Raw genomic sequence first — 15465 nt, forward strand, 5'->3', positions numbered from 1 at the left:
CGTCAGGCAGCGGTGGACAGGGAGGGTTGGTCGAACTGGCCGGCCATCCAGCGGCCGACATCGCTGGGGGCGCAGGCTTCGGTCCGGTGTTGTGGCGAAAGTCGGCCATCGCAGAGCGCGGCGAGGCGGTCGCTGATCTGGAACAGCTCGTCCAGGTCCTCGGAAATCACTAAGATCGCCGCGCCCGCATCGCGCAGTTCGATCAGCGCGCGGTGGATGGCTGCCGCAGCGCCGACGTCCACGCCCCAGGTCGGATGCGCCGCCACTAGCAGCCGGGGCTGCTGGAGGATTTCGCGGCCGAGAATGAATTTCTGCAGGTTGCCGCCGGAGAGGCTCGCCGCCGGCGTCTGAGTGTCCGGCGTCTTCACCGCGAAGTGTTGGATCACCTTTGTCGCGAATTCCTGAACGCGCGTGCGCTGGATCAGCCCGTGGCGAAGCATGCCCCGCTGCTGGAAGGCGGTGAGCAGGCCGTTGTCGGCCAGGCTCATGCCGGGCACGGCGCCATGGCCAAGACGTTCGGCGGGCACGAACGCCAACCCGTGGCGGCGACGCGCGTCCGGGCGCAGGTGTGCCGCCGGCTCGCCAAGAAAGCGGATGCGTTCGGCATCGCGCCCATGCAGGGTGCGCTCGCCGGACAGCAGCGCGAGCAGTTCGTCCTGACCGTTGCCGGCGACCCCGGCGATGCCGACAATCTCGCCGGCGCGCACTTCCAGGCTCAGGTTATCGAGCGAAACGCCAAAGGGGTCGGCATTTCGCCAGGACAATCCTTCCACCTGCAGAAAGGGCGCACGGCCTTCGGCCTTGCGGTACTTCGCTTCCAGACCCTCGGCGTCACCCACCATCAGCCGTGCCAGATCCAGGTCGCTGCACTGGCTCGGCACGCAGGTACCGGAAACCTTGCCCGCGCGCAGCACCGTGGCCTTCTGGCAGAGGGCGCGCACTTCGTTCAGCTTGTGGCTGATGAACAGGACGCTGCAGCCCTCGGCAGCCAGACGCTGCAGCACCACGAACAACTCGTCGGCTTCCTGCGGGGTCAGCACCGAGGTGGGCTCGTCGAGGATCAACAGGCGGATGTCCTGCATCAGGCAGCGCACGATCTCCACCCGCTGGCGCTCGCCGATAGACAGGCTGTGCACCAGGCGCTGCGGCTCCAGTGGCATGCCGTAGCGCTGAGAGACCTCGCGGATGCGTGGCTCCAGCTGCTTTGGCGTGCCGGCGCCCACGCCCAGCGCCAGGGCGATGTTCTCCGCCACGGACAGCGTCTCGAACAGCGAGAAATGCTGGAACACCATGCCGATGCCGCGTTCGCGCGCCTGGGCCGGGTCGCGCATGACCACCGGTTGTCCTTCCCAGACGATGCGACCGGCATCGGGCTGAACCACGCCAAAGATGATTTTCATCAGCGTGCTCTTGCCGGCGCCGTTCTCGCCGAGCAGTGCATGAATCTCGCCGGGTGCGATGGTCAGGTCGATGCCATCGTTGGCGACGGTTCCGGGATAGCGCTTGGTGATGCCGCGCAGCACAAGTCGCGCGTGAGAGGAAGAGGTGGGCATGGGTAATCGCTCGTCGGGACGTTGCCAGGCAAGTAGCAAAAATCTGGCCATAAGGTCAGGTTTTGCTCGCGACGTCCGCTTGGCGAGCCTGCGGCGCGGGGCTTTCGCTGACCTGCGCGCCGCTGTGCTGTTTAGTGGTGCATGAATCGCCGGGCGGTGAAGGTTGCGCACCCCTAAGGTGCCTGGGGCAGACGCTGGAGAAGATTCCTGGAAAACTCCTGCGAGCTACCAGATGCCTTCATGCAGTGCGGCGGCCTCTTCTTCCAGCAGCGGGCCGACCACTTCGACCTGGCGCTGACCGGCTTCGAAGACGGTGCGGCAGGGCAGGTCCAGCGTCGGGTTTTCCGGATGATTGCCGGTGATTTCTTTCAGGCTGCGCTCGGACAGACCGTAGACCACGCGACCCAGACCGACCCAGTAAGCGGCGCCAGCGCACATGGCGCAGGGTTCGGCGGAGGTGTACATGCTGCAGCGCGAGAGGAATTCCGGCGTGTAGCGGGTCGAGGCACGGGTCATCAGCACCCGCTCGGCGTGGCCGGTCATGTCGTGGTCGGGCATGTAGGCGTTGCCCTGTTCGAGCAGCACTTCGCCGTCCGGCCCGACGAGGATCGCGCCGAAGGGATGGGTGCCGTTTTCCAGCGCGCGGCGGGCCACGTCGAAGCTCTTGCGCAGCAGGGTGAGGTCTTGTTCGTTCATGGGCGTCTCATCGTTGGCAATGTCATAGGTGAACCGTTTTTGTAGGGGCGAATTCATTCGCCCATGGGCCGCCAATGCGGGCGAACAAGTTCGCCCCTACAGGAGCAGCGCCGGTCCGCATTACGCTCATGACTGCTGCGCCTTGGGCAGGCTCCAGGGGAAGCACAGCTTCTGCAGCAGGCCGATCAGGTGGAACAGCACCAGGCTGATCACTACCAGCATCATCAGCGCGGCGAAGGCCTGCGGCACCTGGAACATCGAGGTGGAGAAGTTGATGAAGTAGCCCAGGCCCTTCTCCGCGGCGACGAACTCGGCCACCACCGCGCCGATCACCGCCAGGGTGATGGAGATGCGCAGCGCCGAGAACAGGTGCGGGATAGCGTAGGGCAGGCGGATGTTGCGGTACTCGCGGGCCTTGGAAGCGCCTAGCGAGCGCGACAGTTCCACCAGTTCCTCGGGCGTCGCCAAGAGGCCGGTGACGCAGGACACCACGATGGGGAAAAACGCGATGAGGAAGGTAATGAACACCCGCGGCAGGTCGCCGGCGCCCATCACCACCACGATGATCGGCGCTACCGCGACGATCGGCGTGGACTGCACGATCACCAGCAGCGGATACAGCGTGCGCGACAACACTCGCGAAGACGCCAGGGCGATCGCCAGCGGGATGCCGATCAGGATCGACAGGCCGTAGCCCATCAGCGTTACCCGTAGCGTGGCGAAGATATGCTCGGCCCAGGCGGCGAGGCCGACCTTGTGCGTTGCGGCGAGGATGGCGCTGGGCGAGGGCAGCACGAAGCTGGGCAGCTTCAGCAGGCGGCAGGCCGCTTCCCATACGAGCAGCAGAACGAGCAGCGCGAGCCAGGGCGCGAACCGCTCGGCCCCGGCCCGGAATTTCAGCGCCTTGAGCTTATTAATGGTCGGCATGGCGCGAGAAGACTTGGCGGCGGATATGGTTGGCGAGCTCATTGAAGCGTGGCTCCGTCAGGGTTTCCATGGACCGCGGGCGCGGCAGATCGACGTCGATGATTTCCTGCACGCGACCGGGGCGCGCCGACATCACCAGGATGCGGTCGGCCAGCAGCAGCGCTTCGGGAATCGAGTGGGTGATGAACAGCACCGTCTTCGGGCGGCTGCTCCAGATGTTCAGCAGTTCCAGGCTGAGCTCGTCGCGGGTCAGGGCGTCGAGGGCCGAGAACGGCTCGTCCATCAGCAGAATTTCCGGGTCGTGCAACAGCGCACGGGCGATCGCCGCACGCTGCTGCATGCCGCCGGACAGCTCGTCCGGGCGCTTGCCGCCGAACTCCTTGAGCCCCACCAGCTCCAGCAGCTCCTCGGCGCGGATGATTTCCTGCGCAGTGACGCGGCCGTACTTGTGGCGCATGGGGAAAGTCAGGTTGTCGCGGATGTTCAGCCAGGGCAGCAGCGTCGGCTTCTGGAAGACGATGCCGACCTCGTCGCGGGGACCATCCACCGGGCTGCCATAGATGCTGACCTGGCCGTGGGTCGGCCTGACCAGTCCGGCGAGGATGCGCAGCAGCGTGGATTTGCCGCAGCCCGACGGGCCGAGCACCGCGATGAACTCGTGGCGACCGATGTCGAAGCTGGCGTTGTCCAGCGCCACCACTTCGCTGCCGTCGGATGAGGTGAAGACCTGGCTGACCCGGTCGAAGCTGATGTTGGGGCGCGATGTGGCGTCCAGGGTTGCGGTGCTCATGGCATCACTCGCTGAGGCTGGAGTCGATTGCGCTGGCCGGATCAAGGCTGTCGACCGCCGTGCCCTGAGCCCTGGCGACCCATTCCCAGGTCGTGGCCAGGCGCTTGGCATCGAAGCCGCTGCCTTCGGCGGCGCTGATCTCGTTCTGCATCAGCGGCACCGAGGCGGCGAATTGTTCCTCGGCCTGCTGCTCGTCGACCTCGGAAACCATCTTCTTCAGCGCAGCCGCCGCCGCGGCCGGGTCGGCGATGGCGTTCGCCTGGGCCTGCTGGTAGGCCTTGACGAATTTCTTCGCCACTTCGGGGTTGTTCTGCACGAAACGCTGCGACGCCACCAGCGACAAGCCGTAGCCTTCGAAGCCGTATTCGGACCAGGGAATGGTATTCAGCGTCTTGTCCGCTTCGCCGAGGGCGCGGACGAAACCGGGGGCGACGGTCAGCCAGTTGATGGTGGCGTCGACCTTGCCGGTGGCGAGCATTGGCGCCAGCGCGCCGGGATCGACTTTGAGCAGCCTGACGCTGCTCGGGTCGATACCGTTACGCTCCAGCAACAGCGGCCAGACCACGTTAGAGGCCGAGAACGTCGGGGTGGCCACGGTCTTGCCGACGATGTCCTTGAAGGCGTTTATGCCCGAGCCTTCGGTGGTGAAGAAGGCGTCCGGCTGCTTGTTGTAGATCGGCGCGACCGCCACCACCGGCACCTCGCCCTGGGCCTTGGCCTGCAGCAGTGAGGCCAGGCCGGCGGAACCGAAGTCGGCGCTATTGGTGGCCAGCTTGGTTACCACGTCGCTGCCGCCGCGGGCGCTGGAAATTTCCACCTCGATGCCTTCGGCGGCGAACAGCCCTTGCTCGACGCCGAGGTAGATCGCCGCCTTGTCGCCGGCTGGCAGCCAGTCGTTGAGCCAGCGCACCTTGTCGGCGGCCAGGACGGATTGGCTGAACAGGGCCAGCAGGGCGCTGGCGATCAGGGTTTTCTTGAACATGGGGAAACTCCTTGAAATTGGCTGGTGAGGGCCATGCAATAAACGCGTCAGAGAACGGGGTTTGGGTGGTGGGCGAAGAAATCCAGCAGGGCGGCGAGCAGCGCTTCCGGCGCAGCCAGTTGCGGCGCGTGGCCGCAATCGAGCACCGTGCGCTCGGCGCCGGGCACCAGTTGCTGCATGCGCTGCTGCACCAGCGGCAGTACCGAGCGATCCTGCGCCGCCTCCAGATACAGGCGCGGCAAACGGCCGAAGCGTCCGGCCGTCCAGTGCGCGGCGATATCGCGTCCACCGTCGGGTTGCACCGTCAGGCGGCGGGCTGCACGCACGGCGGCCGATGCTGGTGCGTCGTGAAAAAACACCGCGCAGGCGGCGTCGCCGGGCACCCGGCTGCCGCCCACGGCGGGTTGCAGATACGGGCCGATGCCGCTGACTTCGGGAAAGTCTCGGCTCAGTTCAGCGCACAACTCGGCGAAGCGCATGCCGCTGGGCAGCATCATCCCTGCGACGTAGGCAATGCCTGCGATACGTTCGGCATAGCGCTCGGCCACCGCGGTGGCGGTGACTCCGCCGCCGGAATGGCCGACCAGGTGCACGGGCCCGTCCAGGGTCTCGATCAGCGCGCCGACGTGCGCGACGTAGCGTTCGAGCGAGACCTTGGCGAGCGGCGTGGCATCGCTGCCGTTGCCCGGCAAGTCGACCGCGTGGGGCCTGTGCCCGGCGCTGCGCAAGCCATCGAGCAGCGAATCCCAGACCCAGCTGCCGGCCCAGGCGCCGTGGATGAGAACGATGTCAGCCATAGGTCCTCCGATACATCTCGCGCAGGTGTTCTTCCACGGTCACGGCGGGGTAGCGTGGCGCCTCTCCCGGTGCCAGGCAGACGGGCAGGCATTCCACCGTCAGATCCAGATTGCCGGTGTAGAAGAAGGGCACCGAATAGCGTTCGCGCCCGGAGCGGTTGATCACCCGGTGGCGGTTGGAGCGGTAGCGATCGTTCGTCCAGCGGCTGATCAGATCGCCCAGGTTGACCACATAGGTGCCTTCGATGGGCGGCGCGTCGATCCACTCGCCGCTGTCGACGGCCTGCACCTGCAGGCCGCCAGCGTCATCCTGCAGCAACAGCGTCAGGGCGCCGAAGTCGGTGTGCGCGCCGCAGCCTTTCTCGCCGGGCGCGGACTGTGCTGGCTGGGGCGGATAATGCAGCAGGCGCAGGGTGGCGGCGGCATCCTTGAGCAATGGATCGAAGTGATCGGCGGACAGCTCCAGGGACAGTGCCAGCGCGCCCATCAGCCGCTCGCACACTTGGTTGACGGCCTGGAAGTAGCGCTCCATGACGGCGCGGAACTCGGGTAGCTCCAGCGGCCACTGGTTCGGCCCCTGGTTGAACTTGCCGGCCAGCACGCGGGGATCGTCCTCGGCTACCTCGTTGCCGATGTAGAAGCCTTCCTTCAGATCGGGCGGGCTGCCGGCTTCCAGCGTCTGGCCGCGCAGCGGCTCGTAGCCCCGGTTGCAGCCGGATAGCGCCTTGTCCAGCGCCAGCTTCGCCGCGCTTGGCAGGGCGAAGAAGCGTTCGGCCTGCTGCTGCACGGCGGCGATCAGTTCAGCGTCGATACCATGGTTGTGGATGTAGAAGAAGCCGCAGCGCTGGCAGGCGTCGCGAAGCTGCTGCGCAATCTTCTGGTGGGCGGCATGATCGTCGTGGCGCAGGTCGCCGATGTCGATCAATGGCAAGTTGGGGGCGGGGCGCATCGGGCTCCTCCTGTGGTGTGTGAAACCATCCTAGGGAGGCGCTTGCTGCTCTCGATAGCGCTGATTTTGCGCCGGGCCGATGCCGAAACGGCATCGGCCCGAAAGGGTGCGCCTCATGCTTCGTACAGGTGCGTTTCGGCGGCCACGCGCTGCGCCAGTTGGTCCTCCACCAGGCGGATGAAGGCATCCAGCGCAGCAGGCAAGGATCTACCGCTGCGTACATAGACGCCCAGCTCGGAAACCACGGGCTGCTTGGCTTTCAGCGGTACCAGCTGCAGCTGTCCGGCAGCCAGTTCCTCTTCGATGCCGAGGCGGGTCTGGAATGCCAGGCCCATGCCGCGCATCGCCAGGCGCTTGGCCAGGTCCACCGATGCACTTTCCAGGAGCACGGTCAGCGGCTTTTTCGGGTTGAGTAAAAAAGGCTGCAGATGACGGCGGATCGATAATTCCGGCCCCGGCAGGATCAACGGATAGCGTGCGCATTCGGCGAAGCTGACACTTGCCTGCGCCGCCAGCGGATGCTCCGGCGGCATGATCGCACCCAGGACGAAACGCCCGACGGCGTACTGGCGCAATGACTCGCTGCGTTCCACGGCATAACCCAGGGCGACATCCGCATCGCCGCCGGCCACCGCGCGCGCGGCCTCCTCGGAGCCAGCCGAGCGCACGGTGACCCGCAGCATCGGATAGCGGGTCAGCAGCTGTTGCAGAACCATCGGCAGGAAACTGCTGTTCAGACCTTCCACCGAGACGATGGACAGCTCGCCGCGGCGCAATCCCTTGAGTGCGTCCAGCTCGCTGACCATACGGTGCTCGTCCTGCAGAACGGTGATCACATGCAGCGAGAAGATCTCACCAGCCGCGGTCAGCCGCAGCCCGCCGGGCAGGCGCTCGAACAACGGCGAGCCGATTTCCTCTTCCAGTTGCAACAGCTGACGATTGACTGCCGAAGAGGCGACGTGCAGCCGCCGCGCCGCTTCGCGAATGGAGCCGCAGCGGCGGATCATGTCGAAATACTTCAGCGCACGGGCGTGAATATGCATGGCGATGTCCTAGGTCCGTCGCGCCCGCTCGCCGGTGGTTTGAACTGTCGCTGCTGGAAGCGCCAGCCCGCAACCCTTGAGGATGACCCGCACGAGGTTGTCGGTCGCGTGAGCGAAATCGTTTTTGGTCATGCGCTTGCCGTTGATGCGCAGGATCTGGTCGGAGAAGTCGGCGTAATGCTGGGTACCGGCCCAGATGAGGAATATCAGGTGCATCGGGTCGACCGGGTCCATCTTGCCTGCCGCAATCCAGGCCTCGAAGACCGCCGCGCGGCCGCGGAACCAGTTGCGGTAGTCCTGGTTGAAATGCTCGGACAGGCATTCGCAGCCGCTGATGACTTCCATGGCGAAGATCTTCGAGGCCTGCGGGTGGCGGCGGGAGAATTCCATCTTGATGCGTATGTAGTCGGCCAATGCAATAGCCGGATCGTCATCGACGGTGAGGTCGTCGAAGGCGGTATCCCAGAGTTCCAGGATGTGTCGCATTACCTCGACGTATAGCCCCAGCTTGCTGTTGAAGTAGTAGTGCAGGTTCGCCTTGGGCAGCCCGGCGCGGGTGGCGATGGCGTTCATGCTGGTGCCCTTGAAGCCGTAACGGGCGAATTCTTCCGCCGCCGCGGCGAGGATGGTTTCCTCGTTCTGCTGGCGGATGCGGCCGGCGGGTTTGCCCGTGGCGGTGTACAGCGGCTGCGGTGCTTCGTTCTTGTTCATAGTCCCTTATCCGAAGAGCGCGTTGACGTCCGTACGCCACCGCATGGGTTCAAGCCCGCTGCGTGCTGGCGACGATGGCGGGTTCGCTCCGCTCGTGCAGCAGTAGGATCGCCGCCAGCGGGTGACGATGCCGGCGAAGCTGGCGAGGATGTGCTGCCGGGCGGCGAAGATGGCCGGGGTTGGAGCGGGGCGGTCGTCCAGGCCATAGATCAGGTCGGACTCGGCGTTTTCTTGCATGCAGTAATCTCGACGCGCACGGGAAAATTGCGGGCTTTGTCGCCTGTCTTGTCTTCGCCTACTGCAAGAAGCTGTCCAGTCGCTTAGGTTTGTCCGCGTGCGCAGCGACCGGCTACGCGGCGGCTGCACGGATTTGGCGATTTTCCCTTCATGCGCCGCGGCATGGCTGAACCTGCGCTATGAGTCCAGGCGAAGCGCTTGTCTGCACCAAAAATGGTCCGGCTGGTACGCGCTTGCCCGTTTTTGTCGCGGTGGGCGAGGCGGTGCGGTATATCGAGCCGAGCTCGCCGTTGCCCCCGCATGCCAAGTGAAAAAGCTGTCCGATGCGTCAGTTAGAGCGATTCGCATCGGCTCGCCTGCTCCTCGTCCCGGTCTCGGAAAAAGCTGGCACAGCTCGTGCTACGTCACTCAGCGAGTAGAAGCGGTTAGCGTCGATCGAATCTTCCGACGACGTGGGACATTGCTCTTGCGGCCCTCATGGCCGCACGCCCTGTTTTGCACGGGGTGCTTGTTCTCGCCCCTCAAGGGCTCGACAGGAGAGAGGTCAACCGCCATGCGCAATGTCGCGTCGCTCGTTCCTTGCTGCAGCCGTCCGGTGCCGATAGGCCGGATGCTATCGCCTCGCTTTCCTGTGCTTCGTTCGCCTGCTGGCTGCCTCTGGCAGCCGGCGGCATCACCGTGCCTTGCCGATGGAGTTATCCCTATGAAAACGATGGAACCAGGACGTCCTGCGTCCAGATTGTGCAAGTTGGTTCGCCGGGCGCTGCTGCCCATGACGCTGCTCGGCACTGCCTTGGCTGCCGCCTCGGCACAGGCCAACGATAAGCTGACACTGCTCACCTCTTGGTATGCCCAGGCCGAACATGGTGGCTTCTACCAGGCTGTGGCCGAGGGCATCTACGAGAAGCACGGCCTGGACGTGACCGTGAAGATGGGCGGTCCGCAGGTCAACGGCATGCAGTTGCTGGTGGCGCGCAAGGCTGATGTGATCGTCGGCTACGACTTTCAGATTCTCAAAAGCGTTGAGCAGGGCCTGCCGGTGGTGGCTATCGGCGCATGCTTTCAAGGCGACCCGCAAGGGTTGCTCACCCACGGTGACGTCAAGGGCCTCGACGGCCTGAAGGACAAGACCATTCTGGTCGCAACCTCCGGACAGACGTCCTGGTGGCCCTGGCTCAAGGCCAAGTACGGGCTGAGCGACACTCAGACGCGACCTTATACCTTCAACCTGCAGCCCTTTTTCGCCGATCCGAACACCGCGCAGCAGGCCTACGCCAGTTCCGAGCTGTTCCAGGCGCGCCAACAGGGGGTGGACGCCAACTTCTACCTGTTCGCCGACCACGGTTATCCGCCCTATGGCTCGACCCTGGTGACCCGCAACGACCTCATCGAGTCGCGGCCCGATGTGCTGCAACGCTTCTATGACGCCACCATGGAGGGCTGGAAGAGCTATCTCGCCGACCCGGCGCCGGGCAATGCGCTGATCAAGCAGGACAACCCCAACATGACGGATGCGCATATCGCCTGGGCCCTTGAGCGCATGAAGGAATTTCAGCTGGTCGCGGGCGGCGATGCGGCCACCGGCGGTATCGGCGTGATGACCGACGCGCGTTGGCAGAAGACCCGCGACTACATGGTCGAGGCCGGCCTGCTCGGCGAATCCATGGACTTCAAAAAGGGCTACGACCTGCGCTTCGCCAACGGCGCGCAGAAGGTGCTGCCGTAACGCGTACCCGACCATTCATTTTCGAGCTCGGCGCCTGATCGCCGGGCCGCGTAAGACCTGATGAGGAAAACACCATGTTAGTTACCCAACAGCCTGTGCTGCGTCGCTTCTGGTATGCACTGATGCCCACCTCGAAGCTCGCCGAAGGTCCGCAGCCATTCACACTGCTCGGCGAACAGCTGGTGCTGTGGCAGAAGCCCGACGGCACACCGGTTGCCATGCGGGACCGCTGCTGCCATCGCACTGCCAAACTGTCCAAGGGCTTCGTCAGCGAAGCGGGCAACATCGCCTGTGGTTATCACGGCTGGGAATACGATTGCAGTGGTACCTGCGTGAAAATCCCGCAGAATCCCGAAGGCATGATTCCGCGTGGCGCCAAGGTCGAGTCCTTTCACTGCCAGGACCGCTACGGTTACGTCTGGGTCGCGCTGGATGACCCGTTGCAGCCGATCCCGGAATTTCCCGAGGACGGCGCTCCCGGCTACCGGCGCATCTTCCAGTTCTACGAGGAGTGGAAAACCAGCCCGGTTCGGGTGATGGAGAACTCGTTCGACAACTCGCACTTCTCCTTTGTGCACAAGGCCAACTTCGGCCTGTTCGACCAGCCGAAACCGTCGAGCTACGAGTTCCGCGAGACCGATTATGGCTTCGAGGCTGAAACGCTGGTGCCGATCCGCAACCCCGATGCGAGTTTTCGGATCACCGGCTCCACCGAGCCGATCACTAATCGCCACCTGATCAACCGCTACTACCTGCCGTTCTCGCGGCGCTTCGGCTGCATGTACCCGGAAAGCGGCATCCATCACATCATCTACAACTGCGCCACGCCCATCGACGACGGTCGGCTGATGCTCGTCCAGTGGCTCTATCGCAACGACAGCGAAGAGCAATGCTCGACGCAGGAGCTGATTGACTGGGATGCAGCCATCACAGCCGAGGATCGCGACATTCTCGAAGCCACCGACTACGACGCCTGTGTCGATACCCGTCGTCGGGTGGAACTACACATGCCGTCGGACAAGCCGGGCTTGGTGATCCGCAAACAGCTACTGGCGCTGCTCGAGGCGCACGGCGAGAACGAAGTATTCATGACTGCCTGAGTTCGACCCGTAATGCCCCGCGGACAGCTCGCGCAGACGAGGCAGCCCGCGGGAACGGATTCGCCGCAATGACGCGGCGGACCTGCATAAGCCATGGAGACCGTGCATGAACGCCACTACGACTTCGATTTCACGACCCCTGCGCCGGGTATTGACCACTCTGGCCCTGCCGCTGGGTCTGCTGGCCGCATCGGCGAACGCCGCCGAACCCCTTCGTTTCGGCCTCAACTGGTTGCCGCAGGCCGAAATGTGCGGCTTCTACCAGGCCCAGGCCACCGGGCTGTACGACCAGGCCGGGTTGGCCGTCGAGTTGGTGCCCGGCGGGCCGGACCGCAACATTCCTTTGCAGGTGGCCACCGGTGACCTGCAGATGGGCATGGGCTCGAGCTTCACCACCTTGAACATGGTTCAGCAGGGCATCCCAGCGCGCACCGTCGCCGCCTTTCTGCAGAAGGACCCGCAGACGCTGGTCGCCCATGCCGACCAAGGCGTCGAGACGCTCGAGGACCTCAAGAGCCGGCCGATCATGGTCGCCAAATTTTCGCAGGCCGAGTTCTGGCAATTCCTCAAGCAACGTTACGGCTTCAGTGATAGCCAACTGCGCCCCTACGCCTATTCCTCGGTGCCTTTCCTGGCCAATCCCAAGGCGGTGCAACAGGGCTACATCACCGAGGATGCGCACTTGCTCGGCAAGGCGTTGGACAAGCCGCCGGTGTCGATCCTGCTGGCCGACTACGGTTACGAAAACTATGCCACCACCGCCTTCGCCACGCAGGCGTATCTCGATGAGCACCGCGACGCCGTTGCCCGCTTCGTCGATGCCAGCCGCAAGGGGTGGCGCGAATGCGCGACCGGCGACTATAGCCCGGCGATGCAGGCGATCCTCGCGGCCAATCCTGAGCATGGCGAGGAGCTGTTCCACTTCAAGATGAAACAGATGCGCGAGCGCGGATTGATCGATAGCGGCGATGCCGTGACCGACGGTCCCGGGGCGATGAGTGACGCCCGCTGGCAGGGCTTCTTCGAGACCATGAGCGCCGCGGGCGTGTACCGATCCGATCTCGATTACCAGCAGGCCTATACCCTGGAATTCGCCAATCCGGCTGCGGCCGTGGCCAAGCAGGAGCCCTGAGATGAGCCAGGACAGCATTCCAGTCATCGACCTTGGCCCGTTCCTGACCGGCGATGCGGCGGCACGCCATGATGTAGCGCGTCGGTTCGGCGCAGCGTTCGAAACCTTCGGTTTCGCCAGCATCGTCAACCACGGCGTCGACCCCGCCTTGGTCGAGCGCATGTACAGCGAGGCCGAGCATTTCTTCGCCCAATCGTTCGCCGACAAGCTGGTCTGGAACCCGCCGGAACAGACCAAGGGCCGTGGCTACCTGCCTCTTGGCATCGAGAGCGTAGCCGCAACGCTCGCCGGCGAAACGCCACCCGATTTGTGCGAGGCATTGGTTTTCGCCTCGCTGCAGCGCGAGCGGGCCGGGCAGGGCTTGCCGAACATCTGGCCGACCGAGCCGCCGACGCTGGGCGAGTCGGTCAATGCCTGGTTCGATGCGATGTACCTGTTGTGTCAGCGCCTGATGCAGCTGTCGGCACTGGCCCTGGAGCTTCCGGACGATTATTTCGAGGCGAGTCATCGCGAACCCTCATTGGCGCTGCGCTTCGTCAATTACCCCGACCAGCCCGAGGCGCCGCGCGAGGGCCAGCTGCGCTACGGCGCGCACCATGACTACGGCGGGCTGACCATCTTGCGCCCCGACCAGGCGCCGGGCGGCCTGCAAGTGTGCGGCCTCGACGGGCAGTGGCGTGATGTCAACGCGCCGGCCGATGCCTTCGTGATCAACGTTGGTGACCTGATGGCACGCTGGACCAATGACCGCTGGCGTTCGACGCTGCACCGGGTTGTCAACCCGCCACGCACGCTGACCGGCTCGACCCGGCGGCTGTCGCTGGTGGCCTTCACTGGGCCAGCAGCAGGCACCGAAGTGGCCTGCCTGCCGAGCTGCTGCAGTGCCAAACAGCCACCGCGCTACGCGCCAGTGGAGGCGGGTGCCTACATCCGCGCCAAGCTGGACCAATCCATGCAGATCTCCACACCGGCGGCCGATCTCCCGGCCGTGCACGGACCCGACCGGAGCACTCAACCATGCTGATGCATTCAATAGCCGTCGACACGGCTCGTCCTGCGCCCGGTGCGCCCGCCAACGAGGCGGTTCCAGTGCTGCTGGCCAATCAGGTCGAGAAGACCTACCCCAATGGCACGCATGCGTTGCAGCGACTGAAACTGGCCATCGGCCGCGGCGAATTCGTCTCGTTGCTGGGCCCGTCCGGCTGCGGCAAGAGCACGCTGCTGAAAATGTTCGCCGGGCTCGAAGCACCGTCGGCCGGGCATGTGCGCTGGTGGGGCAAGGGTGACCTCAACGCGACCCAGACCGATCAGCGCATGGCCATGGTGTTCCAGGAGGCGACGCTGATGCCCTGGGCCAAGGTTGCCGACAACGCCCGGTTGCCGCTGGATCTGGCCGGCGTACCGAAAGCCGAGGGCAACGCGCGCGTTCAGGCAGCGCTGGAGTTGGTGGGCCTCGGGACGTTTGGCGAGGTTTACCCTCGCGAGCTTTCGGGGGGCATGCAGATGCGTGCGTCCATCGCGCGTGCGCTGGCTACGCAACCGAACCTGCTGCTGATGGACGAGCCTTTCGGTGCGCTCGACGAGTTCACCCGCAACCGGCTGGACAGCGATCTGCGCGACCTCTGGCGGGACCGCGACCTGACCGTGGTGTTCGTCACCCACAGCATCTACGAGGCGGTGTTTCTCTCCTCGCGGGTGGTGGTGATGGGCGCACGCCCGGGCCGGGTGCTGGCCGACGTGGCCATCGAGGGACCGGACGTGCGCGACGAGGCGTTCCGCACCAGCCCCGCCTTCATCGAACAATGCGCGCAACTGTCCCGGTTGCTCGTCGAAGCCAACGCCGATGCCGGCCACTGAGGTGATCACCATGGACAAGCGCCCCCAACCCCTGTTGGCCGATCCGCGCTTTCAGCGCATCGCGGCACCCTTGCTGGTCGGCCTGGTGCTGCTCGGCGGCTGGCAATTCCTCTGCGTCGCGCTGAAGGTCCCGACGTATCTGGTGCCGACGCCCCAGGATATCGGCCGAACGCTGATTAGCGATGGCCCGATACTGCTCGGCGCGCTGATGGTGACGCTGAAGATTACCTTCCTGTCGTTCGCGCTCGCAGTGGTGCTCGGCGTGATCGCCGCGTTTCTGTTCGTGCAGAGCCGAGTGATCGAAGCCAGCCTGTTCCCCTACGCGATTCTGCTGCAGGTCACGCCAGTCGTGGCGATCGCGCCGCTGATCATCATCTGGGTGAGCAATACCACGCTGGCCTTGACCATTTGCGCGACGCTGGTGGCGATCTTCCCGATCATTTCCAACACCGTGCTGGGCCTGCGCAGCGTCAATCCAGGCCTGCTCAATCTGTTCCGGCTGAACCGCGCGAGCCGCTGGCAGACCCTGGTGCGCTTGCGCATTCCCAGCGCCTTGCCGTATTTCTTTGGCGGCCTGCGCATCGCCTCGGGGCTGGCGTTAATCGGCGCGGTGGTCGCAGAGTTCGTGGCCGGTACTGGCGGTACCGGGGCGGGATTGGCCTATCAGATTCTGCAGGCCGGCTTTCAGTTGAATATTCCGCGCCTGTTCGCCGCGCTCCTTCTCATCGCCATGACCGGCGTACTGCTGTTCAGCCTGATGGCCGCGCTGGCGCGCTACAGCCTTGGGCACTGGCACGAGAGCGAGCAGGGGTAACGCAGCCACGAGCCGTCGGGCCCACCGCAAACATCAAAACGCCGGTGGGCTAAAGCCCACCCTACTGCCGGATCTGAGCTCGCCTCGATTATCCATCCGCAGGTCACGCCGGATTGCATCGCGGCCCTCGGTTGGCTCGGAGTAGGGTGGG

The 15465-nt window shown here is 64.9% G+C and carries 15 protein-coding genes and 1 pseudogene; 6 read left to right on the forward strand and 10 right to left on the reverse strand.

Going from position 1 to position 15465, the window contains the following annotated elements; translation table 11 throughout:
* Positions 1-2: 2 nt before the first annotated feature.
* The 10 genes and pseudogenes from GYM54_RS19015 to GYM54_RS21795 all read right to left on the reverse strand — a co-directional run.
* Positions 3-1553, reverse strand: a complete 1551-nt coding sequence (locus GYM54_RS19015; protein WP_197445507.1) for an ABC transporter ATP-binding protein — start codon at positions 1551-1553, stop codon at positions 3-5.
* A 225-nt stretch (positions 1554-1778) separates the two neighbouring features.
* On the reverse strand, positions 1779-2249 hold the full coding sequence (locus GYM54_RS19020; RefSeq protein ID WP_197445506.1) for a nucleoside deaminase: 471 nt from the start codon (positions 2247-2249) through the stop codon (positions 1779-1781).
* A gap of 126 nt (positions 2250-2375) precedes the next feature.
* Entirely contained in the window at positions 2376-3176 is an 801-nt protein-coding gene (locus tag GYM54_RS19025; RefSeq protein WP_131651261.1) for an ABC transporter permease, read from the reverse strand.
* Entirely contained in the window at positions 3163-3966 is an 804-nt protein-coding gene (locus tag GYM54_RS19030) for an ABC transporter ATP-binding protein (RefSeq protein WP_131651063.1), read from the reverse strand. Before GYM54_RS19030 ends, GYM54_RS19025 begins: the two co-directional genes overlap by 14 nt.
* 4 nt (positions 3967-3970) lie before the next feature.
* On the reverse strand, positions 3971-4948 hold the full coding sequence (locus GYM54_RS19035; protein ID WP_131651064.1) for an ABC transporter substrate-binding protein: 978 nt from the start codon (positions 4946-4948) through the stop codon (positions 3971-3973).
* Positions 4949-4995: 47 nt separating this feature from the next.
* Entirely contained in the window at positions 4996-5745 is a 750-nt protein-coding gene (locus GYM54_RS19040) for an alpha/beta fold hydrolase (protein WP_197445505.1), read from the reverse strand.
* Positions 5738-6694 (reverse strand): isopenicillin N synthase family oxygenase, encoded by a 957-nt coding sequence (locus tag GYM54_RS19045; RefSeq protein WP_197445504.1) that lies wholly within the window; start codon positions 6692-6694, stop codon positions 5738-5740. The genes GYM54_RS19040 and GYM54_RS19045 overlap by 8 nt, the downstream gene beginning before the upstream one ends.
* A gap of 113 nt (positions 6695-6807) precedes the next feature.
* Complete coding sequence (locus GYM54_RS19050; protein ID WP_131651067.1) at positions 6808-7737, reverse strand: LysR family transcriptional regulator; 930 nt, start codon at positions 7735-7737, stop codon at positions 6808-6810.
* 9 nt (positions 7738-7746) lie between these two features.
* The gene (locus tag GYM54_RS19055) at positions 7747-8448 is read right to left on the reverse strand and encodes a TetR/AcrR family transcriptional regulator (protein WP_197445503.1); all 702 of its coding nucleotides are present in this window, start codon (positions 8446-8448) and stop codon (positions 7747-7749) included.
* 120 nt (positions 8449-8568) lie between these two features.
* Positions 8569-8685 (reverse strand): annotated as a pseudogene (locus GYM54_RS21795) (hypothetical protein); the annotation flags it as partial.
* Positions 8686-9388: 703 nt separating this feature from the next.
* Here GYM54_RS21795 and GYM54_RS19065 point away from each other — a divergent pair.
* The 6 genes from GYM54_RS19065 to GYM54_RS19090 all read left to right on the forward strand — a co-directional run bounded on the left by GYM54_RS19065 (position 9389) and on the right by GYM54_RS19090 (position 15314).
* Positions 9389-10411, forward strand: coding sequence for an ABC transporter substrate-binding protein (locus GYM54_RS19065; protein WP_197445502.1), 1023 nt, complete (start codon positions 9389-9391; stop codon positions 10409-10411).
* Positions 10412-10485: 74 nt separating this feature from the next.
* On the forward strand, positions 10486-11511 hold the full coding sequence (locus GYM54_RS19070) for an aromatic ring-hydroxylating dioxygenase subunit alpha (RefSeq protein ID WP_197445501.1): 1026 nt from the start codon (positions 10486-10488) through the stop codon (positions 11509-11511).
* A 106-nt stretch (positions 11512-11617) separates the two neighbouring features.
* The gene (locus GYM54_RS19075) at positions 11618-12643 is read left to right on the forward strand and encodes an ABC transporter substrate-binding protein (protein WP_197445500.1); all 1026 of its coding nucleotides are present in this window, start codon (positions 11618-11620) and stop codon (positions 12641-12643) included.
* Position 12644: 1 nt separating this feature from the next.
* Positions 12645-13667 carry an isopenicillin N synthase family oxygenase gene (locus tag GYM54_RS19080; RefSeq protein ID WP_131651073.1) on the forward strand — a complete coding sequence of 341 codons (1023 nt, stop codon included), beginning with the start codon at positions 12645-12647 and terminating at the stop codon, positions 13665-13667.
* Positions 13661-14500 carry an ABC transporter ATP-binding protein gene (locus tag GYM54_RS19085; protein WP_131651074.1) on the forward strand — a complete coding sequence of 280 codons (840 nt, stop codon included), beginning with the start codon at positions 13661-13663 and terminating at the stop codon, positions 14498-14500. The genes GYM54_RS19080 and GYM54_RS19085 overlap by 7 nt, the downstream gene beginning before the upstream one ends.
* A gap of 85 nt (positions 14501-14585) precedes the next feature.
* On the forward strand, positions 14586-15314 hold the full coding sequence (locus GYM54_RS19090; RefSeq protein ID WP_177493064.1) for an ABC transporter permease: 729 nt from the start codon (positions 14586-14588) through the stop codon (positions 15312-15314).
* Positions 15315-15465 lie beyond the last annotated feature (151 nt).

The organism is Pseudomonas sp. MTM4 (assembly GCF_019355055.1).
Taxonomy (GTDB): domain Bacteria; phylum Pseudomonadota; class Gammaproteobacteria; order Pseudomonadales; family Pseudomonadaceae; genus Stutzerimonas.